Origin of the sequence: Curtobacterium sp. PhB130, assembly GCF_003755165.1 — a bacterium.
Taxonomy (GTDB): domain Bacteria; phylum Actinomycetota; class Actinomycetes; order Actinomycetales; family Microbacteriaceae; genus Curtobacterium.
The window spans coordinates 438,293-464,918 of record NZ_RKII01000006.1; the positions used below are offsets into that span (position 1 = coordinate 438,293).

At 72.2% G+C, this 26,626-nt stretch carries 33 protein-coding genes; 17 read left to right on the forward strand and 16 right to left on the reverse strand.

Going from position 1 to position 26,626, the window contains the following annotated elements:
- The first annotated feature begins 40 nt into the window (after positions 1-40).
- From EDF24_RS02210 to EDF24_RS02235, 6 genes are all read left to right on the forward strand, one after another.
- Positions 41-655 carry a TMEM175 family protein gene (locus EDF24_RS02210; protein WP_123700971.1) on the forward strand — a complete coding sequence of 205 codons (615 nt, stop codon included), beginning with the start codon at positions 41-43 and terminating at the stop codon, positions 653-655.
- Between the two features lie 65 nt (positions 656-720).
- The gene (locus tag EDF24_RS02215; protein WP_123700972.1) at positions 721-1,557 is read left to right on the forward strand and encodes a M23 family metallopeptidase; all 837 of its coding nucleotides are present in this window, start codon (positions 721-723) and stop codon (positions 1,555-1,557) included.
- A gap of 57 nt (positions 1,558-1,614) precedes the next feature.
- Positions 1,615-2,868, forward strand: a complete 1,254-nt coding sequence (locus EDF24_RS02220; RefSeq protein WP_123700973.1) for a hemolysin family protein — start codon at positions 1,615-1,617, stop codon at positions 2,866-2,868.
- A gap of 102 nt (positions 2,869-2,970) precedes the next feature.
- On the forward strand, positions 2,971-3,876 hold the full coding sequence (locus EDF24_RS02225) for a helix-turn-helix domain-containing protein (protein ID WP_185017325.1): 906 nt from the start codon (positions 2,971-2,973) through the stop codon (positions 3,874-3,876).
- Between the two features lie 20 nt (positions 3,877-3,896).
- Positions 3,897-4,670 (forward strand): class I SAM-dependent methyltransferase, encoded by a 774-nt coding sequence (locus EDF24_RS02230; protein ID WP_123700974.1) that lies wholly within the window; start codon positions 3,897-3,899, stop codon positions 4,668-4,670.
- 188 nt (positions 4,671-4,858) lie between these two features.
- Positions 4,859-5,341, forward strand: a complete 483-nt coding sequence (locus tag EDF24_RS02235) for an FBP domain-containing protein (protein WP_123700975.1) — start codon at positions 4,859-4,861, stop codon at positions 5,339-5,341.
- Between the two features lie 4 nt (positions 5,342-5,345).
- On the opposite strand, the gene EDF24_RS02240 is transcribed toward EDF24_RS02235, so the two are convergent.
- On the reverse strand, positions 5,346-6,332 hold the full coding sequence (locus EDF24_RS02240) for an aldo/keto reductase (RefSeq protein WP_123700976.1): 987 nt from the start codon (positions 6,330-6,332) through the stop codon (positions 5,346-5,348).
- A gap of 32 nt (positions 6,333-6,364) precedes the next feature.
- Between EDF24_RS02240 and EDF24_RS02245 the strand changes: the two genes are divergently transcribed.
- Together EDF24_RS02245 and EDF24_RS02250 are read left to right on the forward strand one after the other, a co-directional pair.
- On the forward strand, positions 6,365-6,892 hold the full coding sequence (locus tag EDF24_RS02245; RefSeq protein WP_123700977.1) for a thioesterase family protein: 528 nt from the start codon (positions 6,365-6,367) through the stop codon (positions 6,890-6,892).
- Positions 6,893-6,901: 9 nt separating this feature from the next.
- Positions 6,902-8,476, forward strand: coding sequence for an FAD-binding oxidoreductase (locus EDF24_RS02250; protein ID WP_123700978.1), 1,575 nt, complete (start codon positions 6,902-6,904; stop codon positions 8,474-8,476).
- 146 nt (positions 8,477-8,622) lie between these two features.
- On the opposite strand, the gene EDF24_RS02255 is transcribed toward EDF24_RS02250, so the two are convergent.
- Positions 8,623-9,006 (reverse strand): hypothetical protein, encoded by a 384-nt coding sequence (locus EDF24_RS02255; protein ID WP_123654972.1) that lies wholly within the window; start codon positions 9,004-9,006, stop codon positions 8,623-8,625.
- 66 nt (positions 9,007-9,072) lie between these two features.
- Here EDF24_RS02255 and EDF24_RS02260 point away from each other — a divergent pair, with 66 nt between their 5' ends.
- Both EDF24_RS02260 and EDF24_RS02265 read left to right on the forward strand, forming a co-directional pair.
- Positions 9,073-9,666, forward strand: a complete 594-nt coding sequence (locus EDF24_RS02260; RefSeq protein ID WP_123700979.1) for a YdeI family protein — start codon at positions 9,073-9,075, stop codon at positions 9,664-9,666.
- A 34-nt stretch (positions 9,667-9,700) separates the two neighbouring features.
- Positions 9,701-10,582: an aldo/keto reductase gene (locus EDF24_RS02265; RefSeq protein ID WP_123700980.1), complete on the forward strand. Its 882-nt coding sequence runs from the start codon at positions 9,701-9,703 to the stop codon at positions 10,580-10,582.
- Between the two features lie 49 nt (positions 10,583-10,631).
- On the opposite strand, the gene EDF24_RS02270 is transcribed toward EDF24_RS02265, so the two are convergent.
- On the reverse strand, positions 10,632-10,829 hold the full coding sequence (locus EDF24_RS02270; RefSeq protein ID WP_148070774.1) for a hypothetical protein: 198 nt from the start codon (positions 10,827-10,829) through the stop codon (positions 10,632-10,634).
- 83 nt (positions 10,830-10,912) lie between these two features.
- Here EDF24_RS02270 and EDF24_RS02275 point away from each other — a divergent pair, with 83 nt between their 5' ends.
- A complete protein-coding gene (locus EDF24_RS02275; protein ID WP_123654976.1) occupies positions 10,913-11,458 on the forward strand; it encodes a TetR family transcriptional regulator in 546 nt (181 codons plus the stop codon).
- 16 nt (positions 11,459-11,474) lie between these two features.
- Here EDF24_RS02275 and EDF24_RS02280 read toward each other — a convergent pair whose 3' ends face one another.
- Positions 11,475-12,497 carry an SDR family NAD(P)-dependent oxidoreductase gene (locus EDF24_RS02280; RefSeq protein ID WP_123701416.1) on the reverse strand — a complete coding sequence of 341 codons (1,023 nt, stop codon included), beginning with the start codon at positions 12,495-12,497 and terminating at the stop codon, positions 11,475-11,477.
- A gap of 86 nt (positions 12,498-12,583) precedes the next feature.
- Between EDF24_RS02280 and EDF24_RS02285 the strand changes: the two genes are divergently transcribed.
- Positions 12,584-13,570: an aldo/keto reductase gene (locus tag EDF24_RS02285; protein ID WP_123700982.1), complete on the forward strand. Its 987-nt coding sequence runs from the start codon at positions 12,584-12,586 to the stop codon at positions 13,568-13,570.
- A gap of 4 nt (positions 13,571-13,574) precedes the next feature.
- On the opposite strand, the gene EDF24_RS02290 is transcribed toward EDF24_RS02285, so the two are convergent.
- Both EDF24_RS02290 and EDF24_RS02295 read right to left on the reverse strand, forming a co-directional pair.
- Entirely contained in the window at positions 13,575-13,880 is a 306-nt protein-coding gene (locus EDF24_RS02290; protein WP_123654979.1) for an EthD family reductase, read from the reverse strand.
- 38 nt (positions 13,881-13,918) lie between these two features.
- Positions 13,919-14,404, reverse strand: coding sequence for a DUF4126 family protein (locus tag EDF24_RS02295; RefSeq protein WP_123654980.1), 486 nt, complete (start codon positions 14,402-14,404; stop codon positions 13,919-13,921).
- A 70-nt stretch (positions 14,405-14,474) separates the two neighbouring features.
- Here EDF24_RS02295 and EDF24_RS02300 point away from each other — a divergent pair, with 70 nt between their 5' ends.
- Positions 14,475-15,005 carry a hypothetical protein gene (locus EDF24_RS02300; protein ID WP_132047435.1) on the forward strand — a complete coding sequence of 177 codons (531 nt, stop codon included), beginning with the start codon at positions 14,475-14,477 and terminating at the stop codon, positions 15,003-15,005.
- 174 nt (positions 15,006-15,179) lie between these two features.
- Positions 15,180-15,920, forward strand: coding sequence for an alpha/beta fold hydrolase (locus EDF24_RS02305; RefSeq protein WP_123654982.1), 741 nt, complete (start codon positions 15,180-15,182; stop codon positions 15,918-15,920).
- A gap of 79 nt (positions 15,921-15,999) precedes the next feature.
- On the opposite strand, the gene EDF24_RS02310 is transcribed toward EDF24_RS02305, so the two are convergent.
- Positions 16,000-16,704, reverse strand: coding sequence for an SDR family oxidoreductase (locus EDF24_RS02310; protein WP_123700984.1), 705 nt, complete (start codon positions 16,702-16,704; stop codon positions 16,000-16,002).
- A gap of 78 nt (positions 16,705-16,782) precedes the next feature.
- On the opposite strand from EDF24_RS02310, the gene EDF24_RS02315 reads away from it, so the two are divergent.
- Positions 16,783-17,166, forward strand: coding sequence for a MerR family transcriptional regulator (locus EDF24_RS02315; RefSeq protein WP_260233333.1), 384 nt, complete (start codon positions 16,783-16,785; stop codon positions 17,164-17,166).
- Here the strand turns inward: EDF24_RS02315 and EDF24_RS02320 are convergent.
- The 5 genes from EDF24_RS02320 to EDF24_RS02340 form a co-directional block, all read right to left on the reverse strand.
- Positions 17,123-17,749, reverse strand: a complete 627-nt coding sequence (locus tag EDF24_RS02320) for a hypothetical protein (RefSeq protein ID WP_123654984.1) — start codon at positions 17,747-17,749, stop codon at positions 17,123-17,125. The genes EDF24_RS02315 and EDF24_RS02320 overlap by 44 nt on opposite strands.
- A complete protein-coding gene (locus EDF24_RS02325; RefSeq protein ID WP_148070775.1) occupies positions 17,746-18,534 on the reverse strand; it encodes an endonuclease/exonuclease/phosphatase family protein in 789 nt (262 codons plus the stop codon). The genes EDF24_RS02320 and EDF24_RS02325 overlap by 4 nt, the downstream gene beginning before the upstream one ends.
- A 50-nt stretch (positions 18,535-18,584) precedes the next feature.
- Complete coding sequence (locus EDF24_RS02330) at positions 18,585-19,451, reverse strand: glycosyltransferase (protein WP_123700986.1); 867 nt, start codon at positions 19,449-19,451, stop codon at positions 18,585-18,587.
- Positions 19,452-19,490: 39 nt separating this feature from the next.
- Positions 19,491-19,811 carry a hypothetical protein gene (locus EDF24_RS02335; protein WP_123700987.1) on the reverse strand — a complete coding sequence of 107 codons (321 nt, stop codon included), beginning with the start codon at positions 19,809-19,811 and terminating at the stop codon, positions 19,491-19,493.
- Positions 19,812-19,879: 68 nt separating this feature from the next.
- A complete protein-coding gene (locus EDF24_RS02340) occupies positions 19,880-21,130 on the reverse strand; it encodes an FAD-dependent monooxygenase (RefSeq protein WP_123700988.1) in 1,251 nt (416 codons plus the stop codon).
- Positions 21,131-21,287: 157 nt separating this feature from the next.
- Here EDF24_RS02340 and EDF24_RS02345 point away from each other — a divergent pair, with 157 nt between their 5' ends.
- On the forward strand, positions 21,288-21,716 hold the full coding sequence (locus EDF24_RS02345) for a MarR family winged helix-turn-helix transcriptional regulator (protein ID WP_123700989.1): 429 nt from the start codon (positions 21,288-21,290) through the stop codon (positions 21,714-21,716).
- Positions 21,717-21,771: 55 nt separating this feature from the next.
- On the opposite strand, the gene EDF24_RS02350 is transcribed toward EDF24_RS02345, so the two are convergent.
- From EDF24_RS02350 to EDF24_RS02365, 4 genes are read right to left on the reverse strand one after another with little or no spacing between them, the layout of a single operon-like run.
- Positions 21,772-22,542 carry a GntR family transcriptional regulator gene (locus EDF24_RS02350; RefSeq protein WP_123654990.1) on the reverse strand — a complete coding sequence of 257 codons (771 nt, stop codon included), beginning with the start codon at positions 22,540-22,542 and terminating at the stop codon, positions 21,772-21,774.
- 12 nt (positions 22,543-22,554) lie between these two features.
- The gene (locus tag EDF24_RS02355; protein ID WP_260233334.1) at positions 22,555-23,466 is read right to left on the reverse strand and encodes a PfkB family carbohydrate kinase; all 912 of its coding nucleotides are present in this window, start codon (positions 23,464-23,466) and stop codon (positions 22,555-22,557) included.
- Complete coding sequence (locus EDF24_RS02360; RefSeq protein ID WP_221181331.1) at positions 23,463-24,410, reverse strand: nucleoside hydrolase; 948 nt, start codon at positions 24,408-24,410, stop codon at positions 23,463-23,465. Before EDF24_RS02360 ends, EDF24_RS02355 begins: the two co-directional genes overlap by 4 nt.
- Positions 24,407-25,840: an MFS transporter gene (locus tag EDF24_RS02365; RefSeq protein ID WP_123654992.1), complete on the reverse strand. Its 1,434-nt coding sequence runs from the start codon at positions 25,838-25,840 to the stop codon at positions 24,407-24,409. The genes EDF24_RS02360 and EDF24_RS02365 overlap by 4 nt, the downstream gene beginning before the upstream one ends.
- 215 nt (positions 25,841-26,055) lie before the next feature.
- Here EDF24_RS02365 and EDF24_RS02370 point away from each other — a divergent pair, with 215 nt between their 5' ends.
- Positions 26,056-26,589, forward strand: a complete 534-nt coding sequence (locus EDF24_RS02370; RefSeq protein WP_123700990.1) for a putative immunity protein — start codon at positions 26,056-26,058, stop codon at positions 26,587-26,589.
- The last annotated feature ends 37 nt before the right edge of the window (positions 26,590-26,626 follow it).

Consider the following 26,626-nt stretch of genomic DNA (forward strand, 5'->3'; position numbering starts at 1 on the left):
CTGCGGGCCGACACGCCCGCCAGCGCCCTAGGCTGGCGGCATGGCACGGACGCTGCGCACCGACCGGGGTCTCGACCGGCTGGTCAACTTCTCCGACGCGACCGTCGCGATCGCGATCACGCTGCTGCTCCTGCCGCTCGTCGACGTCGCCGACGACATCGAGCACGAGTCGCTCGGCAAGCTCCTGGGGGAGAACGTCGGGACGATCATCGCGTTCTTCGTCAGCTTCGTCGTGATCTCGCGCCTGTGGCTCTCCCACCACCGGCTGTTCGAGGCGACGCAGTCCTACTCGAACATCGTCCTGCGCGTGAACTTCGTCTGGCTGGCGAGCATCGCGTTCCTGCCGTTCTCGTCGAACCTCATCGCCCAGACGACCCACGACCGCGGTGTGAACGCGCTCTACATCGGGACGATCGCGATGGCGAGCCTGAGCATGACCGTGATGCAGTGGACGGTCTGGCGCGATCCGGCGCTCATCCGCGAGGACGGCCGCGCGATGCTCCACCCGGTGGACGGCACCGTGACGTTCATCGCGCTCGTGGTGGCACTCGTCGGCGCGGTGCTCGTGCCGGGTGGCGGAGCGTACTGGCTGCTGCTGCTCGTCCCGGCCGGTTGGTTGTCGAACTGGCTGGAGCGTCGTCTCCACGACCAGTGACGCGACAGGTGACGCCGACTGGGGGCTGTACAACCGGACAGGTTCGTGCAGAATGGTCTGCGGCCATGACGACACCACTCGACGCAGACCAGCAGCCCGACTCCCCGGTCGTGCACCACTCGCGTCGTGCTGCCCTCGCGGCAGAGCGGGCGGCAGCAGCAGCAGCAGCAGCAGCAGCAGCAGCGAAGCGTCGGCGGCCCGTGCCGAAGCAGCCCGCCCCGACCACCACGAAGCAGCGCACCAGCCGCATCACGCTCACCAGCGCGATCGCCGCGGTCGCGATGTTCGCCGCGTCCGCGATGCCGGCCCACGCGAGCGCCGGCACCTCGAGCGCCACCTCGACCCTCGCCCCGATCGTCCGCACGCAGGACTTCGCCGTGACCCAGGCGGTCGCCACGGCCACCACGACGCGCGACGGCTTCACGGTCGGCGGCAGCGGCGGCAGCACCCCCGGAGCCGAAGTCACGCTCGGCGGGGAGGTCCGCTCGCCGTTCCCGACCCCGGTCCGGATGAGCTCCGGCTTCGGCTACCGCACGGCCCCCTGCGCCGCGTGCTCGTCGCTGCACCAGGGCCTCGACTTCAACCCGGGCATGGGCGCCCCGATCGGTGCCGTCGCCGCGGGGACGGTCCGGGTCTCGGGGACGTACTTCTCCTACGGCAACGCCGTCGTCATCGACCATGTGGTCGACGGGCGCGAGGTCTCCACGCTGTACGGCCACATGATCCCCGGTTCGTCGCCGCTCAAGGTCGGCGACCGCGTCGAGGCCGGCGAGTTCGTCGGCAACGTCGGTTCCTCGGGTGTGTCCACGGGCGCGCACCTGCACCTCGAGGTGCTGATGGACGGCACGCTGCCGGTCGACCCCCGCGCGTGGATCGAGTCCCACACGGGCCGGTCGCTCTAGACGCTTCCCCACGGGTTCCGGGCCGGTCACCCAGCGAACCTGTGCAGGATCACAGGGGTGGACACCTGGATCGCCTTCGGACTCGTCGTCGTCTTCGTGCTGGTCGGCGGGGTGTTCGCCGCCGCCGAGATCGCGCTCGTGTCCCTCCGCGAATCCCAGCTCCAGCAGCTCGAGCACCGGGGGAGCCGCGGTGCCCGGGTCGCCGCACTCGGCCGTGACCCGAACCGCTTCCTCTCCGCCGTGCAGATCGGCGTGACCGTCGCCGGCTTCTTCTCCGCCGCGTACGGTGCGTCCTCGATCGCACCGGACGTCGCACCGCTCTTCGTCGGGCTCGGTCTGGCGACCGGCACGGCGGAGACCGTCGCCCTGATCGCGATGACCCTGGTCATCGCCTACCTGTCGCTCGTGTTCGGCGAGCTGGTCCCCAAGCGCCTGGCACTGCAGCGCGCCGAGGGCTTCTCGATGCTCGTCGCGCCGACGCTCGACCGCTTCGCGACCCTGATGCGCCCGGCGATCTGGGTGCTGTCGCGGAGCACGGACGCGGTCGTCCGGCTGCTCGGCGGGGACCCGGACGCCCGGAGCGAGTCGATGAGCACCGAGGAGCTCCGCGGGCTGGTGTCGGAGCACGACGCGATCGACGAGCAGGGGCGCCGCATCGCCCGCAGCGCGCTCGACGCCCAGGGCCGGATCCTCCGCGAGTCGATGCGCCCCTGGTACGACGTCGCGACCCTGCACGGCCGGCAGAGCATCGCCGAGGCCACCGACGCCGCACTCGACCTCGGCCACACGCGGTACGTCGTGACGGACGGCTCCCGCGACGAGGTCACCGGATTCGTGCACCTCCGCGACCTGCTCCGGCCCGTCGATCCGGGCGCCGACGTCCGCACCATCAGCCGGCCGATCGTCGCGTTCCCGGAGACGAAGTCCCTGTCGAGCACGATCGCCGAGATGCGGACCGCGGGCACGCAGATCGCGCTGGTCGTCGACGAGTACGGCGGGAGCGCCGGCATGGTCACGCTGGAGGCCCTGCTCGAGGACCTCGTCGGTCCGATCCGCGACGAGTACGACGCCCCGGTCCGCGCGACCGGTGACGTGGACGGCGCCACGGTGCTCGAGGACCTCGTCGCGGACGGCGGGCCGGCACTGCCGGACGGGGACTACGAGACGGTCGGCGGCCTGGTGCAGGTGCACCTGGACCGCGTCCCCGAGGTCGGTGACGTCGTCGAGGTGGGGGACCACCGTCTCGAGGTGACCCGCATGGACGGTCACCGCGTCGCACGCGTCGCCATCAGGGAGACCGCGACCCGGTGACGGACGGGAGGCCCGTGGCGACGCCGCCACGAGCCTCCCGTCAGGTGACGGGTTGCGGTGGTACCTGCCTCGGGCCAGGCGCCACGACGTAGCCTGTGGACCATGGGTATCGACGTGCGCAACGAGATCCGCGACTTCCTGTCCTCGCGGCGGGCGCGGATCACCCCCGAGCAGGCCGGCATGCCGTCCTTCGGCGGGGGAGTACGGCGGGTACCCGGACTCCGTCGGCACGAGGTCGCGATGCTCGCTGGCGTCAGCGTCGACTACTACACGCGGCTCGAGCGCGGCACGCTGAAGGGCGTCTCGGACAGCGTGCTCGAGGGCCTCGCCGGAGCACTGCAGCTCGACACGGACGAGCGCACGCACCTCTGGGACCTCGCCCGCCTGGCGAACTCCGGCGTGAAGATGATGCACAAGACCATGCCGACCCGGATCCGTCCCGGCGTGCAGCGGCTGCTCGACGCGATCACCGGTGCGCCGGCGTGGGTACGGAACGAGCGCGGCGACGTCCTCGCCGCGAACGAGCTCGGCCGGGCCCTGTACGCACCGATGTTCGCCGGCCCCGGTCGCCCCGTGAACTCCGCACGCTTCACGTTCCTCGACCCCGCTGCGCGCTCGTTCTTCATCGACTGGCCGCAGACCGCCCGGGACTCCGTGGCGATCCTCCGCGCCGCCGCCGTCGCGAACCCCTGCGAGCCCGGCCTCGTGACGCTCGTCGGGGAGCTCTCCACCCGCAGCGAGGAGTTCCGCACGTGGTGGGCCGAGCACGACGTCCGGCTGCACCGCACCGGCAAGAAGCGGATCGCCCACCCCGTCGTCGGCGACCTCGAGCTCGACTACGAGGCACTCGACCTCGTCGCCGACCCCGGGCTGACGATGTTCACGTACAGCGCCGAGCCCGGGTCGTCCTCCGAGCGTTCGCTCGCGCTCCTCGGGACGTGGGCCGCGACCGAGCGTGCGGAGCGTGTCGCCGCCCTGCGCGAAGCGGAGTCCGAGTCGGTCGACTGACCCGGCCGTAGGCTGACGGCGTGACGAGGACTGCGGACGGCTCAGCGGGGGACGCGGACTACGGCGCGATCGGCGCCGGGTACGGCCGCTACCGCCGCCCCGAGCCGTCCTTCGGCCGGGCGATCGCGAAGGAACTCGGCGACGCCCGCACGGTGCTCAACGTCGGCGCCGGTGCCGGTTCGTACGAACCCCGTGACCGGGACGTGACCGCCGTCGAACCCTCGGAGTCGATGCGCGCCCAGCGTCCGCCGGAGCTCGCCCGGGCGATCGACGCCACCGCGGAGGACCTGCCCTTCGAGGACGACACGTTCGACGCCGCGATGACGACGTTCTCCGTGCACCAGTGGCAGGACGTCGAGCGCGGTCTCGCCGAGATGCGTCGGGTCACACGGGGCCCGGTCGTCGTGATGACCTGCGACCCCGAGCGCGTCCAGGACTACTGGCTCGCCGAGTACGCCCCCGACGTGATGGCCACCGAGGCCCGCCGCTACCCCGCGCTCGACCGGATCGCCGCGGCACTGGGCGGCGAGGTCACGACGACCCGGCTGCCCATCCCGTTCACGTGCGTCGACGGATTCTCCGAGGCGTACTACGGCCGGCCCGAGCGGCTGCTCGATCCCGGAGCGCGCCGGGCGAACTCGGCGTGGGCCTTCGTCGACGAGATGAGTGCCGCCCGCTCGGTCGCCGCACTCCGCACGGCGCTGGAGTCCGGTGCGTGGGACGACCGCCACGGTCCCCTCCGGGTGCAGCCCTCCTACGACGGGTCGCTCGTGCTCGTCACGGGTCGCCCTTGACAGGCCCTCGTAGGCTGGTGTCGTGAGCAACCATCCCGAGGAGGTCGTCGGCGCCCCAGCCGGCATCAGGGCCTGACGCCCCCGGCTGTGTCGTCCGACACGGCCGCACTCGTCGACCCATCCTCGGAAGAACCGCCCGGTGCGGCGCCGACCAGCGCCCCGGACGACATCACAGAACGGCTCACCCCATGCTGCCCATCAGCGAGACCACCATCCGCGCGTCCTTCGTCAACGCCTCCCGCAAGGAGACCAGCGACATCACGCTGCCCGCCGACTTCGACACCCTGTCGTTCGAGGACCTGGACTACCTCGGCTGGCGCGACCCGAAGATCGGCCGTCGCGCGTACGTCGTCGTGCCGACGCTCGACGGAGAACTCGTCGGGATCCTCTTCCGGCAGGCCGAGGCATCGCCGCGCTCCCGCGCACAGTGCACCTGGTGCCAGGACGTGAAGCTCCCGAACGACGTCGTGTTCTACAGCGCGAAGCGGTCCGGCAAGGCGGGACGGAACGGCAACACGGTCGGGACGCTCGTCTGCCAGGACTTCCAGTGCTCACGGAACGTCCGGCAGACCCCGCCGCTCGCCTACGAGGGCTTCGACGTGGAGGCGGCCCGCCTCCGGCGCATCGAGGACCTGCAGCTGCGAGCGGCGGGGTTCGCCGCCGACGTCTGAGCCGCTACCGCCCGATCGTCGACATGTCGGGGTAGCGGTCGCCGGTCGGGGCCGGCAGCGCCGACAGCCGCTCCACCTGCTCGGCGGAGAGGGTGAGGTCGGCCGCGCCGACGTTCTCCTCGAGGCGGCTGACGCGCTTCGTCCCGGGGATCGGGACGATGTCGTCGCCCTGGGCGAGGAGCCAGGCGAGCGCGACCTGCGCCGGCGTCCCACCGACCTCGTCCGCGACGTGCTTGACCTCGTCGACGATGCGCATGTTCGTGGCGAAGGCCTCTTCCTGGAACCGGGGGTTCGCCAGGCGGAAGTCGTCGGCGTCGAGGTCGGAGGGCTTCGTGATCGCACCGGTGAGGAACCCGCGGCCGAGCGGCGAGTACGGCACCAGCCCGATGCCGAGCTCGCGGAGGGTGTCGAGCACCTCGCCCTCGGGGTCGCGCGTCCAGAGCGAGTACTCGCTCTGGAGCGCCGTGATCGGGTGGACGGCGTGCGCCTTCCGGATCGTCGCGGCACTCGCCTCGGAGAGCCCGATGTGGCGGATCTTGCCCTCCTGGACGAACTGAGCGAGCTGGCCGATGACGTCCTCGATGGGGACGTCCGGGTCGACGCGGTGCTGGTACCAGAGATCGACGTGATCGGTCCCGAGGCGCTGGAGCGACCCTTCGAGCGCGATCCGCACGGACTCCGGTGACGAACTGATGCCGCGCTGGCTGCTCGGCGTGATCTCGTCGGCGGTGTGGGTGATCAGCCCGAACTTCGTGGCGATCACGACGTCGTCGCGGCGGTCGGCGAGGGCCCGGCGGAGGAGCTCCTCGTTCGTGTACGGCCCGTAGGCCTCTGCGGTGTCGAAGAGGGTGACGCCGAGGTCGATCGCACGGTGGATGGTGCGCACCGACTCGTCGTCGTCGGTGCCGGCGCCCGTGTAGAAGGCGCTCATCCCCATCGTGCCGAGGCCGATCGCTCCCACGTCGAGGTCGTTGAGCTTGCGTGTCTGCATGCTCCCCGGTCTACTCGTGCTGTGATCAGAGCGTGAACCTGTACTTCCGTCTGCTGCTCCTGCGCCTCCGCACGCGCCGCGCCTCGCGCCTGTCGCTCTGGGACGAGGCGCGGACGCCGTTCCGGGTGGTCCCGACGGACCTCGACCCGTTGCGGCACGTGAACAACGGGAAGTACCTCTCGATGCTCGACCTCGGGCGGATGGACCTGATGATCCGCTCCGGTTTCTGGCAGGAGCTGTCGGACCGCGGCTGGTACCCGGTGGTCGCCGCGCAGACGATCACGTACAAGCGGTCGCTGACGCTCGGGCAGCGGTTCGAACTCGTGACGCGGGTGCTCGGCGTGGACGAGCGATCGGCGTACATGGAGCAGACGTTCCTGCGGCGCGGCACCGTCGTGGCGCGGGCGGTCGTCCAGGCGCGCTTCCTCCGGGTCACCGGCGGCACGGTGTCGACCGAGGAGCTCCTCGACGTCTTCGGCGGTGCACCGTCGGACCTCGTACTGCCGGCGTGGGTGCACGACTGGGCCGCAGCCGTCCGGATCAGCTCCGCGACGGGGTAGACAGGTGCGGTGACGGAACCGCGCGAAGGCAGCACGAGCACCCCCAGCACGACCACCACCACGCGACGGGCGCTCATCGCCGGCGGCGTCGGACTCGGCATCGCCGGTGTGCTCGCCGCCTGCTCCGGGCCGTCCCCGACACCGACGGGGTCACCGTCCTCGACGCCCACCCCGTCCCGGACGCCGGGTCCGACGCCGTCCACGACGACCGGGCCGACGACCTGGTCCGCCCTCGCCGCCGCGACGACGGGCACGCTCCTCCGCTCCGGCTCGCAGGGATGGGACGGTGCACGCGTCCTCCGGAACCCGCGCTACGACGACGCCGATCCGCAGGGGATCCTCCGCGTCGCGAACGCGGACGACGTCACGGCAGGTCTGGCCTTCGCGCGGAACACGAACACCCCGGTGGCGCTCCGCTCCGGCGGTCACTCGTACACGGGCTGGTCGGCGGGCGGGGCCTCGGGCACGGACGTCCCGCGCTCGCTCGTGATCAGCACGGCGGCGCTCGACGGCATCGAGGTGTCCGGCGACTCGGTCACGATCGGCCCGGGCGCCGAGCTCGGTGACGTCTACGCGGCGCTCGCGAAGGCCGGCCGGGCGATCGGGGCCGGCTCCTGCCCGACCGTCGGCATCGGCGGACTCACGCTCGGCGGCGGTGTCGGCGTGCTCGTCCGCTCGTTCGGTCTGACGTGCGACCAACTCACGGGCGTCACGCTCGTGACGGCGGACGGCGCCGTGCACCGGGTCTCGTCCACGAGCGAACCGGACCTGTTCTGGGCCTGCCGCGGCGGGGGCGGCGGAACCGTGGGCGTCGTGACGTCGATGACGTTCCGGACCCAGCCCGCGCCTCCCGTCCTGCTCGTCACCATCGTCTTCCCCTGGTCGGCCGCCGCGCGGGTGGTACGCGCTTGGCAGGCGTGGGCGCCGAAGGCGGACCCGAAGCTCTGGTCGACCCTGAAGCTGCTCGGCGGTTCCCGGCACAGCACGCCGACCGTGACCATCACCGGGGTCTGGACCGGCGAGAAATCGGGGGCGGACACCTCCGTCGACGGTTTCATCCGGTCGGTCGGAGTGACGCCGACGACACATACCGCGACCGACATGAGTTACGGGACGGCGATGGCGAAGCTCGGCGGGGGAGCGCAGCGCGTGTCCCAGTCGGCCACGTCCTCGATCGGATCGGCGGCACTGACCGATTCCCAGATCGACCTGCTCGTGCAGCACGCTGCGGCCGCGTCGCACGTCTCGGGACTGACCGAGGGCGGGGTCGCGCTCGATGCCCTCGGCGGCGTCGTGTCGGACGTGGGGCGGACGGACAGTGCCTTCCCGTGGCGGTCAGCGCTCTGCACGGTGCAGTACACCGCGGCGTTCCGGGACGGAGCCGACCCGGCGCCGTTCGATGCCTACGTCCGGGGCTTCCGCAAGGCGATGACGCCCGCGTGGGGCTCCGGCGCCTACGCGAACTACTGCGACGCGGCGATCACGGACCCGTCCGCGTACTTCGACGTGAACACCTCGCGGCTGCACCGCATCGCGGAGCAGGTCGACCCCGGCGGGGTGTTCGCGCAGCCGCACTGGGTGTGAGCCGCGCCGCGTCCGCGGTGCCGATCGGCTCCGCACAACCGAAACCGGCTCGCACCACGTGTTCCCGTGGTGCGAGCCGGTCTTGCTAGTGCCGCGGTGCGGGCGCCCGAGGGTGCGGGCGCCGCGAGCGCCGCGAGCGCGACGCGTCAGCGGCGGAAGTACGCGTTCGACGCGGGGAGGAACATCAGGATCGTGGCGATGATCACGGCGATGAGGCCGATCGTGCCGACGATGCTGAACGCGCTCACGACGCCGAGGACCTGCAGGATCGCCAGGACCAGCAGCACGATGCGCGCCCAGTTCCGGCCGTCGCGCATCCGGAACACGATGAACAGCTGGACCAGTGCGATCACGATGCCGATGACGCCGCCGATCACGACGGCGGTCGTGCCCATCGAGTCCGTTGCCTGCGAACCCGACGAGAACAGGCTCACGATGCCGCCGATGATGCCGATGAGGACCGTGATGAGCCAGAGGACGAACGAGATGGTGACCGATGTCGGACGGCCAGAAGCAGAAGTGCTGCTCATGATGAGTGTTCCCTTCGTGGCCCCTGTGGGCCGGTTGTGGGAGACGGTAGTCGTGGGAGTCCTACGATGTGCGCCGTGGACATCGATCCCTTCGTCGTCGCCGACGCCGCCGCCTGGCGGGACTGGCTCGTCGCGCACGACGACGAGTCCGACGGGGTGTGGCTCGTCCTGGCGAAGAAGGGGACTACGGAACCGACCTCGGTGACCTACGCCGAAGCGCTCGACGAGGCGCTCTGCTCCGGGTGGATCGACGGGCAGAAGCGCTCCCTGGACGCCGCCACCTTCCTGCAGCGGTTCACCCCGCGGCGGAAGGCGTCCCTGTGGTCGGAGCGGAACATCGGCCTCGTCGCGACGCTCGTCGCGGACGGGCGGATGCGCGCCCGCGGCCAGGCAGAGGTGGACCGGGCGAAGGCCGACGGGCGCTGGGACCGGGCGTACGCGGGTGCCGCCGGGGCGAGGGTGCCGGAGGACCTCCGGGCGGCGCTCGACGCGTCCCCCGCAGCCGCTGCCCTGTTCGACGAGCTCGACCGTACGAACCGGTACGCCGTGCTGTTCCGGATCACCTCCGCGCCGAGTGCGACCGCGCGGACGAACCGGCTCACCAAGCTCGTCGGGATGCTGGAGCGGGGCGAGACCCCGTACCCGCGACCTGCGCGCTGAGCGGGCTCGTCACCGCACGGCGTACACCGGACTGATGACGACTGGCACTGACACCACCACCCGTCCCGCTGACGCCTCCGGCACCTTCCGCATCGGCGGCGACCTCGAGGTCAACCGACTCGGCTACGGCACGATGCAGCTCACCGGACCCGGCGTGTGGGGTCCGCCGAAGGACCACGACGAGGCGATCCGTGTCCTCAAGCGCGCCGTCGAGCTCGGCGTCGACTTCTTCGACACGGCCGACAGCTACGGCCCGTACGTCGCCGAGGACCTGCTCCACGAGGCGCTGCACCCCTACGGCGACGACATCGTGATCGCGACGAAGGCCGGCCTGACCCGCACCGGTCCGAACGAGTGGCCGCCGGTGGGTCGCCCGGAGTACCTCCGCCAGGAAGCCGAGATGAGCCTCCGCCGCCTCGGGCTCGAGCGCATCGACCTGTTCCAGCTGCACCGCATCGACCCGAAGGTCCCGCTCGAGGACCAGGTCGGGGAGCTGGCGAAGCTCCAGGACGAGGGCAAGATCCGGCACATCGGGCTCTCCGAGGTGTCCGTCGACGAGGTGCAGGCGGCGCAGGCGATCGCCACGATCGTCTCCGTGCAGAACCTCTACAACCTGCAGAAGCGCGACGCCGAGGAGCTCCTCGACTGGTCCACCGACCAGGGCATCGCGTTCATCCCGTGGTTCCCGCTCGCCACCGGTGGGCTGACCGGGGAGGACTCGCCCCTGACCGACCTCGCGAAGCAGCACGACGCGACGCCCGCGCAGCTCGCCCTCGCGTGGTTGCTCAAGCGGTCGCCGGTCGTGCTGCCGATCCCCGGGACGTCGAGCGTCGCGCACCTGGAGGACAACCTCGCTGGTGCGAACGTCACGCTCTCCGACGAGGAGTTCGAGGAGCTGTCCCGGCTCGGGAGCTGAGCGACGACGCCGCAGCGCCGCCGCAGCGCCGGTGTCAGCGGAGGCGGCGTCAGCGGCGGCGGAACAGGTCGGCGATCGCCCACGGGCCGGGCGCCAACCGCACCGCCGCCTCCGCGCGCACGCGCTCCTCGCGCTCGCGATCCCGCGTGAGCTCGTGGATCTCGGTGCTCACCGTCCACCACGTCGCGATGCGCTGCCCGAACGAGAGGCGAGTGCGCACGAGGTGCGTGCTCCTGTCGTCGTCCATCCCGCCACCGTAGGAGCGCACGGCGCCGGGAGGGAGGCACCGTCGGTACACCGACCAGCAGCACCCCCGACTACGATTCGAGCGTGACGGACGAGCCTCGGACCAAGCGCGCGGCGATCCTCGCGTCCGCCGGCCGGCTGTTCGTGGCCAACGGGTACGGCGGCACCTCGCTCCGTGACATCGGCCGCGACGCCGGGGCCGACGCCGCACTCGTCATCCACCACTTCGGCTCGAAGGACGGCCTGTTCGTCGCCGCGATGGCCGGTCGGCTGCCGCACTTCCCGCTCACCGAGGGCACAGTCGAGACGATCGGCGAGCGGTTCATCGGGTACCTGCTCGGCACCGAGCCGGAGGTCCGCTCGACCTTCCTGGCGCTCATCCACGCCAGCGACTCGGACGAGGTCGGCTCGGAGCTCCGGCGCCAGCACCTCCGGTCGGTCGTCGACCCGCTCCGCGAACGCATGAGCGGGCCGGACGCGGAGCTCCGCGCATCGCTCGCGGCCGCCACGGTCGGCGGGCTGCTCTACGCCCTGTGGGTGGTCGGCGACGAGACGCTGCTCGCCGCCGACCGGTCGGACCTGGTGCAACGCTACGGCCGCGTGGTGCAGGACCTCGTCACGCCCCGGTAGTCGACGGGCACCGACCTCACTGGACGGACCAGCCACCGTCCGACGCGAGCACCGCACCGTTGATGTTGACCCCGTCGTCGCTCAGCAGGAAGGTGATCGACGCCGCGAGCTGCTCGGCGGTCGCCAGCGACGGGATCGCCGCCTGGAACGGCCCGAGCCGCGCCGCCCCGACCTCCGACACGTGCGGCGGCATCGGGATCCCGGTCGCGACGCCGCCCGGGGCGACGGCGTTCACGCGGATGCCCTGCTGCGCGTACATGAAGGCGGCGCTCTTCGTCAGCCCGACCACACCGTGCTTGGACACCGTGTAGGCGTTCCCGGAGGCGTTGCCGCGGAGCCCGGCCTCGGACGCGACGTTCACGATCGAGCCGGAGCCGGCGGCGAGCATCACGGGCAGCACCGCGCGGGAGAGCTTGAACGCCCCGGTGAGGTTCACCCCGATGACCCGGTCCCACATCGCGTCGCTGGTCTCGTGCAGGGGCGAGAAGTCGTCGTTGATCCCGGCGATGTTGGCGAGCGCGTCGATCCGGCCACCCGCGGCCGCCACGATCGCGTCGACGTCGTCCTGCTGGGTGATGTCACCGGTCACCGTGACGACCTCGCCGTCGAACGAGGTGGCGGACGCTGCCAGCGACGCCAGCCGCTCGGCGGACACGTCCACGGCGACGACGCGGCCCCCTTCCCGGAGGATGCGGGACGCCGTCGCACGCCCGATCCCGGAGGCGGCGCCGGTCACGACCACCGTCTTGCCGCCGAACCGGCCCGCGGTGACCTGTTCCTTCCACGCGCCGTCGTCGGACGGCTCCGGGATCTCGCCGCCGTTCGCGGCACGGACCAGGCCGTCGACCGCGGACTGCGGCATCTGCCCGTTCGACATCGCGACCATCTGCTGCAGGGGGAGCGTCCGCACCGGCGCGAGCATCTCCTCCCCGACGCCGGCCTGCGCGAGCAGCCCGCGGATGAGGTCACCGCCGACGGGATGGGCGAGCCACGTCCCGATGGTGGATCCGGCGGTGAGGGTGATGTCGTCGTTGCTCATGCCGGTCATTCAACACCGTTGAACGCTCCGGTTCAACAGTGTTGAACCAAGAAGCGGCACAGCGAACGCCGACTACCGTCATCGGCATGCAGCGTCGCACCCTCGGCCGTACCGGCCGTCAGTCCTCCGTCATCGGTCTCGGCACCTGGCAGTTCGGCGGTGACTGGGGTCCCGTCGCCGACGAGGACGCCTTCGCCGTGATGGACGCCTCAGCGGAGTCGGGTGTCACCCTCTTCGACACCGCCGACGTCTACGGCGACGGCCGCAGCGAGACCCTGATCGGCCGGTGGCTCCGCGCGAACCCGGACGCCGACGTCACGGTCCCGACCAAGATGGGCCGCCGCGTCGACCAGGTCCCCGCCAACTACGTCGCGGCGAACTTCCGCGAGTGGGTCGACCGGTCGCGGGCGAACCTGCAGCAGGACACGCTCGACCTCGTGCAGCTGCACTGCCCGCCGACGGCGGTCATCGAGGACGACGCCGTCTACGACGCACTCGACGCACTCGTCGACGACGGATCGGTCGCCGCCTACGGCGTCAGCGTCGAGACCGCGGACCAGGCGCTCTCCGCCATCGCCCGGCCCGGTGTGGCGAGCGTCCAGATCATCCTGAACGCGTTCCGGTTGAAGCCGCTGGACGCGGTCCTCCCCGCCGCTCGGGAGGCAGGGGTCGCCATCCTCGCGCGCGTCCCGTTGGCATCGGGGTTGCTCTCCGGCAAGTACACGACCGACACCGAGTTCGCCCCGCAGGACCACCGTTCCTACAACCGGCACGGCGAGGCGTTCGACCAGGGCGAGACCTTCAGCGGTGTGCCCTTCGAGGACGGCGTCCGCGCCGCCCAGGAGTTCGCGGCGGCACTGCCCGAGGACGTCTCGGTCCCGCAGGCGGCGCTGGCGTGGGTCGTCGCCCAGGACGGTGTGACCGCGGCGATCCCCGGTGCCCGGAACGCCGAGCAGGCGCGCTCGAACGCCGCGGCGGGTTCCCTCGGGCTCGACGCCCTGCCGGGGCTCGACGCCACCGTGCAGGACCTCTACGACCGCTGGTTCCGCGCCACCGTCCACCCCCGGTGGTGACGGGTCACTCCTCGACGTCGGTGAAGAGCCCGGTCACCTTGCCGCCGGCGGCGCCGATGAACGCGGGGAAGAACGCGGCGCCCTCGGGGGAGGACGTCGCCGCCGAGGCCTCGTCGTAGCCGGCGAAGTACAGGTCGAGGGAGCGGTGCGCCGGGCGCGCGGTGCCGTCCTCCTTCGGCCAGACCTTGCCGGACTCCAGACGCTGGAGTGCCGGCAGTGCCCGGGCGAGGTCGAGCAGCCCGGGGAGCTGGGCGTCGAACGCCTCGGTGTCGTCGAGGTCGTCCACGATGAGTTCGATCTTGGTCGTCATGCCCTCATCACACACCCGTTCACCGGAACCCGCACGGCTCAGCGCGTGGTGAGCACCTTCGTCGTCCCCGCGATCACCGCGGCGTCCTCGGCGAGCGCCACCAGCGGGTCGCGCAGGCCCGTGGTCTTGCCGACGGCCTTCCGCGCGAGGTAGCCGGCGTAGCTGCCGACGATCGCCCCGACGGCGCCGAGCACGGCACCCTCGACACGGCGGTCGCGCTTGCCGGTCGTGCCGATCGCCAGTCCGACGAACGCACCGGACGCGGCACGTCCGATCAGGCCCGCGGCGGCGATCCGGCTCGGCGTCACGGGGAGCTTGTCCCCGATGAGCTCGCCGATCGCTCCCGCCACCAGCAGGCCGCGGCCGAGCGGCGTGCGGAACGCCGGCCAGTCCTGCCACGCGCCGGAGAGCTCCTTGCGGTCGCGGTTCAGCGCCAGCAGTGCGAGCGGGGTCGCGCTGCGGCCGCCGGACAGGATCCCGAGCAGCAGTGCCTTGGTCCCGGTGTGCTTCGTGTTCTTCGCCATGGGCCCGACGCTACCCACGCCAGCCTGGGACGGGCGGGGGCTCCGAGCGGACTGGTGTAGTCATGGTCCCGTGGGAGTGATCGACGAGGCAGGGCGGCTGCGGCTGCTCGGGAACGCGGTGGCCGGCGCGGCCTTCGCCGTGGTGCTCACCATGCTCGTCCTGTCCTCCTGGACCGCTGCGACCACGAACGTGCTGGTGTCGGTCGGTGTCCCCGCCGCGGTGCTCGGCGCCGGGATCGGTGTCTTCCTGCTGCTGCGCTCCTGGCGCATCGACGGCGGGTACGAGCGGGCCAGCGCCGTCCAGCGGTGGATCTCCGACGGCCGGGTGCCCTCGGACGTCCCCGTGCAGGTGTGGGTGCCGCTGCTCGTCGCCCAGGCCGAACGGCAGCGCGCCGGCTGGGGGAAGATCGTGCTCGCCGTGTTCTGGACCGCGATGACCTGGTCGATGCGTGACGTGCACGGCACCCTCATCACCGTGCTGCTGTCCGGTCTCTGGGTCGGCCTCGCGCTCTGGGCTGCCGTCGTCGTGATCCCCCGGGCGCGCGTCGCCGCCGCGATCCTCCGCCGCGAAGCCGCGATCCCGGAGCCGACGACCGACTGAGCCGGGTCTGTTGCGCGCGCGGCTGCCGGAGTAGCCTCCGAACGTTCGATGAACCCTCATGACCGCGCGGTCGCCACGTGACGCCCGGCCTCTCCCGTGTCCCGTCGCCCGAGGGGACACGTCCTGCCGCCCAGCGGCGGCGCGCCCTCCGGGGCGGAACGTGAGGAAACACGCATGCCGAAACCGACCATCGTCCTCGTCCACGGCGCCTGGGCCGACGGGTCCAGCTGGGACCTCGTCACGGCTCCGCTGCAGGAACAGGGCTACACCGTCCTCGTCCCGCCCAACCTGCTGCACGGCGTCGCGAGTGACGCCGAGTACATCTCGTCCTTCGTCGCGCAGCGCACGAGCGGACCGGTCGTCGTCGTGGGGCACTCCTACGGCGGCTTCGTGATCACGAACGCGACCTTCAGCGAGGACGTGAAGGCGCTCGTCTACGTCGACGCCTTCATCCCGGACGAGGGCGAGTTCGTCTTCCAGCTCCTCGGCGGTTCCGGGTCGGCGCTCGACGTGCCGGACCCGACGACCGTGCTCGACCTGATCGGGTACCCGACCGCTCCGGAGGGGGACCTCGAGGCCTTCCTCAAGCCGGAGACCGTGCACACGGCCTTCGCGCAGGACCTCCCCGAACAGGACCGGCTCCTGATCGCGGCCAGGCAGCGTCCGATCACGCTGAGCGCCAACACCGCGCCGTCCGGGCCGCCGTCGTGGCGGGACCGTCCGAGCTGGGCGGTCGTCGGGACCGAGGACCTGGTGATCCCCCCGGCGGTCCTCCGCTCGATGGCGGAACGCGCGGGGTCGACGATCACCGAGGTCGCCGCCTCGCACGTCTCGATGGTCTCCCACCCGGAGGTCGCGCTGGCGGCGATCCTCGCCGCGGCTGCGGCGTCGGAACCGGCGGGCGAGATGGCCTGACCGGATCGGCCCGTCCCGGGGTGACCAGCGCCGGACGGGAGGCACGGTGCCGGCTGGCACCGTGCCTCCCGTCCGCTGCTCAGCCGGGCAACTGCGCGTAGAGGGCCGCGGGATCGGCCGCCAGTGACGCCTTCACCATGGCGCTCCAGTCGTCGACGACGACCTCGATCGCGTCGCGCTCGACGCCGTCGAGTGCCGCGCGGGCGGCCTCCGCCGGGTCGATCATCGGCCCCTCGTAGCCGGCCATGATGTCGGTGTCCGCCGCCCCGAGGTGCACGCCCTGGACGAGCACCCCCTTCGGCGCGAGTTCGAGCCGAACGGCGTTGGTCATGTTCCACTCCGCCGCCTTCGCCGCGGCGTAACCACCTGAGCCCGGGTAGGCGAACCACGAGAGGGCGGACAGGACGTTGACGATCGCGCCGCCGCCGTTGCGCTCGAGCACCGGGGCGAACGCCCGGACCATGTCGAGGTTCCCCCAGAAGTGCGTGTCCATCTCACGACGCACGTTCTCCAGGTCGTCCGTCAGCAGCGAGGACTGCGTCGCGATCCCGGCGTTGTTCACGAGCAGGGTCACGTCACTCGCGTGCTCCGCAGCTGCCAGGACCGAGGCGTGGTCGGTGATGTCGAGGGGCAGCACCTCGACCCCGGCGATGTCGACGAGCTCGGGACGGCGAGCCGTGGCGTAGACCTTGGCCGCTCCGCGCTCGAGCAGCTGGGTGACGAAGCGGCGTCCGATGCCGCGGTTCGATCCGGTGACGAGTGCGACCGATCCGGCGATGTCCATGGGTTCCTCCCGTCGTCCGGGCGTCTCCCGGAGCGACGGAGGTACGCTAAGACCTCACATGGACGTCAGGGGCAAGTCGTGATCGACGAACGGATGCGCATCGGGGACCTCGCCGCCCGAGCGGGCGTGAGCGTGCGGTCGCTCCGGTACTACGAAGAACAGGGCCTGCTCACCGCGGACCGCACCGCGTCGGGGCAGCGGACGTACGACGAGGCCGCGGTCGACCGGGTGCGACTCGTGCAGCAGCTCTACGCCGCCGGACTCCCGAGCCGGACGATCGCGCTGCTCATGCCGTGCGTGGACGCCGGGGTCGCGACGGCGGAGAGCGCGGCACTCCTCACCCGCGAACGCGACCGGATCTCGGCCCAGCTCCTCGAGCTCGAAGCCGCTCGGGACCGGCTCGACGAGGTCATCGCGATCAGCGAGCACCCGACCCCGGAGCACTGCCCCGCACTGCGGTGACCCGGCGGTCCGCCGCGCTCCACCGCACCAGGAAGCCGGAGGCGACCGCGCCGGCGGTGTCCGCCGCGAGGTCCCCGATCGTGTCGTCGTACCCGACGTAGATCGACGAGTCGAGGTGGGTGTGGCCGACCCACTCGCACATCTCCCACACGCCACCGATCGCCAGCCCGGCGGTCCCCGCGAGGACCACCAGCGCGACGAGGGGCAACCGGCCGAGGTCCGGCAGGACACCGACGTCGGCGCCGATCACGACGACGAGGATGCTCAGGGCGCCGATGAGCAGGAAGTGGATGAGCTTGTCCCAGCCGAACACCGTCGTGTACCACTCGAGGACGCTGCTCCAGCCGGCGACGAGCGCGAGCAGGCACAGCACGATGTCGAACCCGGGCCGCAGGCCGAGGACCCGGGGGACCACCACCCCGAGCAGCGAGAGCGCCATCACGGCGAACGCCACGGCGCCCCAGCCGATCGCGGCGACCGGGATGCTGATCAGCGTGAGGACACGGAGCGCGTCCGCGACGTACTCGGCGCCACGCGGGCGACGGAGGAAGGTCGGGCCGGCGGTGGTGACGATGCTCGTCACGGGGCCTCCCATCGGATGACGGCGTGCACGGGCAGGTGGTCGGAGGGCCAGACGTCCGCCGGGCGTCGGGTCGAGATCGCGACGCGGTCGACCGCGACGCGCGCATCACGCCCCTCCCGGACCAGGATCCGGTCGAGACGCGCGCCCTGCGGCTTCGGGGTCCGGTAGTTCGCGTACGTCCCGGCGCTCGACGGGCGGTCCTCGTCCGGCACGAGGTCCCAGGTGTCCCGGAGTCCTGCAGCCGTCAGGATCCGCGCCGACGCCGAACCCGCTCCGGCGTTCCAGTCGGCCATCGCCACCGTCGGCAGCCCCACGCCGTGCACGACCTCCCCGAGGAGCCGCGCCGAACGGACCTGCGCGAGCGGCGAGAACGGGTCGACGTGGGTGGCGACGGCGAGGAACCGGACACCGGTCACGCGGTCCTCGAGCTCGGTGAGCACCGCGATGCGCGGGAACGGCGCACCCCAGTCGCGGCTGCCGACGAGCTCCGGGTGCCGGGCGAGCGCGATCGTCCTCGTGTCCCCGACGCGGAGCCGGTCCTGGTCGACGAAGAACCCCACGCCCTCGGCGCCGCCCGACGGTCCGCGGCCGGAGACGGCGGCGTGCCAGCGCGACCCGAGGGCGGTCCGGAGGTGCTGCACCTGCTCGGGCACGGCCTCCTGGACGGCCAGCAGGTGGGGCACTTCGGACCGGACCAGCGTGGCGATCGCGGGTGCCCGCCGGGGCCAGGCGTCCGGGTGGGCGCGCCGCAGGTGCGGGACCGGGCGTCGGACGTTGAGGGTCATGCAGTGGAGTGCGGGAGGCCCGACGGGGCCGACCACGGGGTCGTCCGACGTCACTGCGGCACCGGGGCCGGGGCCGGCCGATCGGTCGGGTCTGCGCGGTCGGTCCGGTCTGCGCGGTCGGTCCGGTCTGCGCGGTCGGTCCGGTCTGCGTGCTCCACGCGCCGCACCACCGGCACCGGACGGGTCCCGATCAGGACACGGCGCATGATCCGGGCAGGGGAGAACGCCCGCATCCCGGACCGCCACATCGTCCGCAGCGCCTTCTCCGTGCGCACCACCAGCCCGGACGCGTCCCGCACCGGCGCACCCGAGACCGACGCGACCAGACCCGTGTCGAGCACCGTCCGCCACGTCGGGTCGAACTGGATCGACAGGTCGACGTCGTCGTGCACCATCGCGTCGTCGCGGTGCACACGGTGCCGGACCGCGAGCCAGGCGCTCCGGCGCATGAGCATGTTCGAGCCGAAGAGCGGCGGCCGTGCCAGCGCCCCCGTCATCAGGAAGAAGTAGGCACGCATGTACGCGACGTCCCAGAACAGGCCGGCGATCGGACCGAGCCCACGGAACCTGCCCGGGCCGGTCACCGCCGTGACGAGCGGGTCGTCGAACCAGCGGGTCGCCCTCGCCAGCCAGTCCGGGGGCAACTCCGAGTCGGAGTCGACGCGGGCGATCACCGCACCCCGTGCCGCGTCGTAGCCGTGACCGGCCGCGGCGCCGATGCCCCGCTGCGGCTCGTGGAGCACCGTCGCGCCCGCCGCCAGGGCGACCTCGACGCTGCCGTCCGAGCTGCCGTTGTCCACCACGACGACCTCGTCCGGCTGCCGTGTCTGCGCCGCCAGGGAGGCCAGGCACGCCGCGAGCTGCTCGGCGTCGTCGAGGACCGGGATGACGACGGACACGGTCGGCGGGGACTGCATGACTCCACCCAACCAAGGTGGTGCTGAGGGCCGGACCGCCTACGCGTCCGTCAGGTCGTCACGGGTGTTCGCGTGGATGGGCTCGCTGTGCCCGAACGTGCGCGCGGCGGCGCGGAGACGTTCGACGAATTCGCCGTTCTCCACCTCGAGCTCGTCTTCTTCCGCGTCCTCGATGACGACCTCGCTCGCCGGGCCGATGAGGATCTTCGTCGTGGTCATCGTGCCGTCGTGTGCCACCGCCGGGACCGCGACGGTGTCCGCGCGGTCGCCGCCCGCCAGGGCCGCCGCGTACTCGATGACGGCGTCGGCGACGTCGTCACTGGTGAGGATGATCGAACCGTCGTACTTGATGTGCTTCATCGGAGCTCCTTCCGCCGCGCTTGCGCTGCTTGCCGCTCCCAGTGAAACGGAAGCGCGTGGAGGCACTTTCAGGTGCGGTCCTGCGACTCGAGGTGCGCGTAGTCGGGCAGGTCGATCGCGTCTGCGGGTGGTGTGGAGAACCGCTCTCCGAGGCGACCGACCAGCGGGGTGGCTACGATCCGCACCGCCGCGCCGAACACGGCGATCCCGAGCCGCGACTTCGGGTTCGCGACGCGCGGCGTCCCGGGCGGCAGCTGCTGGGCCTGGGCGACGTACGGACGCATGATCCGCTCGTAGCCGCGGAACGCATCGCGGTGGTCGACGTGCGCGGCGAGTTCCCCGGCGAGCACGTACGCGCCGGTGAGCGAGAGGCTCGTGCCCATCCCGCTGACCGGCGACGCGCAGTACGCGGCGTCGCCCACCAGCGCCACGCGGCCGTCCCACCAGCGCGGGGCACGCACCTGGCCGATCGACTCGGCGTAGAGGTCGTCGGCGGCGTCGAACCCCGCGAGCACGCGGCGCGCTTCCCACCCGGCGTCCGCGAACGCCTCGTGCAGGTGTCGGCGCTGCGCGTCGAGGTCCCGCCGCTCGGACCCGGCGCGCTCCCGCTTCCGGTCCGTCACGATCGACATCGTCGCGCGGATCGTGCCGTGGGCGTCCGGACGCAGGGTGATCGAGCGTCCACCGGGGGCGTTGTACCAGCGCCACCAGTCGTCGTCGGCGTCCGTCCGGGGGATCGTGCCGAAGGTCGTCTCGAGGCCGAGCGAGCGGATCTCCGGCTCGTCGCCGAAGACCAGGCGCCGGGTGCTCGAACCGATGCCGTCCGCGGCGATCACCAGGTCGAAGCGTTCGTCGGGGGCGTGCTCGAAGTGGACGGTCACGCCCGCTGGGTCGCCGTTCCCGGCGTCGTGCTGCACCATCCCGGTGATCCGGTCGCCGTAGCGGTACTCGGTGTCCGTCTCCGTGCGGTCCACGAGCAGCTGTGCGAGGTCGCCGCGGAGGATCTCGAGCTCGGCCGTCGCGCCACCGGAGTCGGTCGTGCCGGCGGGGAACTCCGCGATCGTGGCACCACGGGGTCCGATGAAGCGCGTGCCGACCTCGCCGGTCGTCGCCGCCCGGATGTCGTCCTCGATGCCCATCCGGCGCGACACCTCGCGCCCGGCTCCGCGGACGTCGATGTTCTGCCCGCCGGTCCTGAGCGCCGGAGCGCGCTCGACGATCACCGTCGCGAAGCCGTAGCGGTGCAGCCAGTACGCCAGTGCGGGTCCGGCGATGCTCGCTCCGGAGATGAGGACGCGGCCGCGGTTCGTGCTGTGCATGTTGCCTCGATTCTTGATTATCAACGAGATTGGCAATCTACACGATTAGGATGGGCGGGTGTCGACGCTTCCCCCCGCTGATCGCTCCGATCGCCGTGATCGCCGTGATCGCTCCGATCGCCGTGACCGGGAGTCTGCTCGTCGCGACGGCCGCGAGATGCCCGAGGACGACATCCGCGCCCGGGTCCAACAGGTCGCCGTTCGGCAGCAGCGGTTCGAGCGGCACCTCGCCCGAGCCCTCGACGTGGATGCGATGGGCCTCGAGGCCATGGACCACCTCATCACCAGCGGCCCCGCGACGCCGACCGAGCTCGCCCGACGCCTGGAGATCTCGACCGCGGCGATGACCCTCGTGCTCAACCGGCTCGAGGGCGCCGGGCACGTGCGGCGCGACCGGCACCCGAGCGACGGGCGGAAGCTCGTCGTCACCGCGGCGTCGAGCTCCTCGGACCGCGCGTACGAGCTCGTGCTGCCGATGATCGACGGGATCGAGGAACTCGTCGCGGGGATGGACGCGGCGGAGCGGGCGACGGTGCAGACGTTCCTGGACCGGCTGATCCGGATCTACGACGACGCGACGGACTGACCGCCGTTCTGGGGTGTCGTGCCGTGCTCGTGCTGTCCCCTAGGGTCGTCGCGACTCAGGGTGCGCCGTGCGTCACGGTGATCCGGGCCTCGCGCGGGTTCACCAGGGTCTTCGAGACGTAGAGCGGCCGACCCGCGAAGCGCAGGCTCCGCGTCAGGACGAGCACGGGCTCCTCGGCAGGGACACCGAGCCGGTGCCCGCGGGTCTCGCCCGGTGTGCCGATCGAGACCTCGGTGGTGCCGGGCCCCGGCACGATGCCGGCGTCGAACATCGCCGCGAGCATCGTCTGGTCGGGACGGCTCATCCGGATCAGCTCGCGGACCGGGGCGAACTCCCCGACCAGGGCATCATCGGGCGGCAGGTGCTCCTGCACGAGTCCGACGACCGTGTCGCCACGACGGACGACGCTCTCGACGAACCAGGAGGGCGACGACTCCGCGATGCCGAGCGACTCCGCGGCGAACAGCCCCGTGCGGTCCTGCACGACCATCTCGGTCCGCTCGACGTCGCCGCCCTCGGGCACGAGCAGGCGCTCCGGGGCCTCGATCCGCTCGAGGCCGGCGACCGGCAGGCGCTCCGCGACGAAGCGTCCGATGCCCCGGCGGGAGCGGATGAAGCCGTCCTCCTCGAGGAAGATCAGCGCCTCGCGCACGACCGTCCTGGACACCCCGAGCAGCTCGACCAGCTCCGCCTCGGACGGCAGGAGGATGCCTGGCTGGATGGCGCCGCTGCGGATCGCGTCGCTGATGCGCATGTACGCGGCGACACGGAGCGGGACTCCTGCGTGCGCGGGGAGCGGGCCCCGGAGGACGTCGGCGGTCGTCATGTGCTCAGCCTGTCAGACCGTGGTCGGTGCGATGGTCGCGGCCCGGGCCGTGTACGACGCGAAGGGTTCCAGGTCGGGCTGGGACGCCTCGTCCGCCACCGCCGCGGCGCCGACGTGCGCGGCGACGGCGAGCGCGTCCTCCGCGGAGAGTCCGGCGGCGAACGCGATCGTGGCCGCCGCGGTGAAGGCGTCCCCGGCGCCCACCGTGTTCCGGACCTCCGCGCGGACCGACGGCACCCGGACCATGCGCCGCCCGTGCTCGAACACCGACGCCCCCGACGACCCTGCCGTGACCACCACGCGGCGGCACCGTGCGAGCTCCGGGAGTGCGGCCCACTCGAGCTCGTTGACGACGAGCAGGTCGGCCCGCTCCAGGGTGGCCGACGCGAGGTGACGGGCGGGCGCCGCGTTGATCGCGACGAAGGCGTCCGAGCGGGCGACGGCGTCCTCCACCACGGCAGGATCGACCTCGAGCTGGCAGAGGAGCACGTCGGTGTCGGGTATCGAGACGGGCACCGCGACCAGGTCGTTCGCGCCCGGGAACACCGCGATCGCGTTCTCGCCGGCATCGTCGACCGTGATCGCCGCGGTGCCCGTCGGTGCGGCCGGGGTCTGCAGGACGAGCTCCGTCCGGACACCGGCCAGCCGGAGCTGCTCGACCGAGAACGCACCGTCCGGATCCGCTCCGACGGCGCCGATCATCGTGACCGCAGCGCCGAGCCGTGCCGCCGCGACGGCCTGGTTCGCGCCCTTGCCGCCGAGGAACGTCCGCCGCCCGGTGGCCAGGACCGTCTCGCCCGGCGCGGGGAGCTCCGGCACGCGCAGCACCGAGTCCACGTTGATACTGCCGAGGACGGTCAGCGACGGCAGCGCGGTCACGGGCAGTGCGGTCGCGGACAGTGCGGTCACGGGCAGTGCCGTCACGCCGGCACCGCGTCGAGCGCGAGGATCCGGTTCCGGATGACCTCGGCGGCAGCCGCGTCCGCCGCCACCACGACCTGCACCGCCGGACCCTGCTCGACGGGCACGGTCCGGCCGTGCTCGGCGCCGTCCGTCACGACGTCGAGCGGGGTCTCGCGGACGGTCGGTGCCACCTCACCCGCGGCGATCGCGGCCGCGAGCGGGTCGTGCAGCGGTGCGCGGCGGACGTGGTCGACCGTCTCGTAGAAGTCGATGTACCGGTGCAGCATCGTCCCGAGCGCGACGCGCAGCGGATCGCCCGCCGCGATGAAGCGGTCACCGTCGGCGTCGTCGAACCGGTGCTGCCGGGTGACGTCGAGCGGCACCAGGACCAGGTCGAACCCGGCGGTCAGGACCCGGCGTGCGGCCTCAGCGTCGTTGTGGATGTTCGCCTCGGCAGTGGCTGACACGTTTCCGGGCTCCCAGACGGCTCCGCCCATGATCGTGAGCGTGCCGATCAGCTCCGGCAGCCGGGGCTCGAGCTCGAGCGCCACCGCGAGGTTCGTCAGCGGTCCGATCGCGAGCACGTCGAGCTTCCGGGTACCAGCAGCAGCAGCGTGCGAGCGCGCCAGCCGCACCAGCAGCTCGGCGGCCGGGTCGTCAGCGGCTGCCACACCGGCGGGCAGGTCCACCCCACCGACACCGTTCACGCCGTGCACGTGCGGAGCACCCCCGCCGTACGCGCCGCCGAGCGGGTCGTGCGCACCGACCGCCACCGGCACCGAGCGGCCGACCATGCCGAGCAGCGCCGAGGTGTTCACCGCAGCGGTCGTGGAGTCGATGTTCCCGGAGACCGTGCCGATGCCGACCAGGTCCACGTGCGGGACGTCGAGCAGGTAGGCGAGTGCGAGGGCGTCGTCGACACCGGTGTCGCAGTCGAGGAAGAGCGGGATCGTCGGGGTGGTCATGCGGTTGCGGCTCCTTCGGGGCGGGCTCCGGCTGGCAGAGCGTTCGGGGTGGGACGGAGGACGAGCGCCGCGGCGAACGCGGCGGCGGTGAGGGCGACGGAGATCCAGAGCGCCAGGTGGTACCCCTCGGGCGTGCCGGCGCTGACCGCCGGCCCGACCAGGGCCACACCGGTGCCGGCGCCCAGTCCGAAGCATGCACCGTGGATCCCGGGCAGGGAACCCGGGGCGTCGGCGGGGGCGTTCAGCACCGAGAGGCCGTTCGCGGTCGCCTGGTACAGCCCGAGGTAGAAGACGCCCATCACGATGAGCAGCCCGAAGGCCACCCACTTGTCGAGGGCGAAGAACGCGAGCGCGACGGAGATCAGCAGGATCGCGCCGGTGGCCATGCGCAGCGACAGGACCCAGCCGATGCGCTGCGCGATCCACCCGGCGGCCGGCGCGGTGAGGAGCCCGGCGACTGCCGTCGGGGTGAGGAACAGCAGCCCCGACATCGCCGCGTTCAGGCCGAACCCGGAGCTTCCGTCCTGGCTGAGCACCACGATCGTGAAGTTCGTCGACGCGAACACCCCGGACAGCGTCAGGAACGTGCACATCAGCACGGGCCACGCCGTCCGCGCCCGGAGCGCCGGCACCGCGATCAGTGGCTGGGCGACGCGTCGCTCGACGAGGACGAACGCGACGGCCGCCAGGACCGCCACCGTGAGCCACACCAGCGTGCGCGCGTCACCGATGCCGCGCGACGGCACTTCGCTGACGAACTGGGAGAAGCCCACCAGGAACGCGCCGAGGATCGTCGCGCCGAGCCAGTCCATCCGTCGCGCCGCGCTCCGGCGGACCCGCGGCACGAACGCCAGCACCGACAGCGTCCCGAGCACCGCGACGACGAGGATCACGACGAACACCGCGCGCCACCCGAACGTGTCCGTGATCGCACCGCCGATGTACCCGTCGAGGCCGCCGAGGCCGCCGTTCACCGCGGTGACGACCCCGACCGAGATGCCGAACTGCTTGGCCGTGAGCTCCTCGGACAGCACCAGGAACGCGATCGTCAGGGCTGCCGACGACGTCCCCTGCAGCACCCGCCCGGTGAGCAGGAGGGGGAGCGACGGTGCCGTCACCGTCAGCAGCGTCCCCACGAGCAGGGCGGCCATCGTCACCAGCAGCGCCCGGCGCCGACCGATCGTGTCCGACCAGCGCGACACGACCATGCCGAGCACCGAACCGGACAGGAAGAAGAGCGACTGCACCTGGGACACGACGCCGGCCGAGGCGTGCAGGTCGATGGCCATCGACGGGATGGCGGGGGTGAGCAGGCTCGCGTTCAGCTGGAACGCGAGCACGGCGACGATGAGCGATCCGACCAGCAGGGGGATGCGAGCGCCGGACAGGCGCTCGCGTTCCGCTTCGGGGCGGGTGGGGGCGACAGTCATGCGAACTCCTTCGTCCGGTTGTCGTACGTACCTGTAATACAGGTCCGTACTCTATGGTCCGGACACCCCGCTGGCAAGTGGGCCGACCCGATGGCCGGTTCCGGCCATGGAGCCGCCACGACCGGACGGGAGGCACGGGTCGAGCCCGCACCGAGCCTCCCGTCCGGTGGGTGGCAGCCCGCGCGCGGTCACGCTGGAAGTGGGAAGGTGCAGGCATGCCCTCCGCGCAGACCCTCAGCGACGACGACCGCAGGGTCGTCGCCGCGTGGGCCGCAGACTGCGCGGAGCGCGTCCTGCCCCTGTTCGAAGCGGAGGCGCCGGACGACGACCGCGCACGGGACGGCATCCGACGCGCACGGTCGTTCGCGAGCGGAGCGCTCGGTGCGGCGGGCGAGATCCGTCGTCGCTTCACTGCGGGGCGTGCATCCGCAGCAGCGACCTCGCCGGCAGGGAAGGCGGCGGCGTGGGCGGCCGGTCAGGCCTCGGCAGTCGCGCACATGGGAGCGCACGCCCTCGGCGCTGCCACCTACGCGGCGAAGGCCGCGGAACTCGCGGACCCCGGTCGTGGCGGCGCTGCTGAGCTCGCCTGGCAGATGGCGCACATGAGCGAGCCGGTGCGGGTGGCGCTCCGGCGGCTGCCCCCGCTCGGGGAGGACCCGTCCGGTCCGCTCGGTGCCGGACTCCTGGCGTCGGGGGTGCTCGGGGAGCACATCAGGGCGATCCAGGCGGCGCTCGGCGGCGGCGGTTGACGCGCTTCTCGGCCCGTCGTGCTCCGCCGGGAGGAGT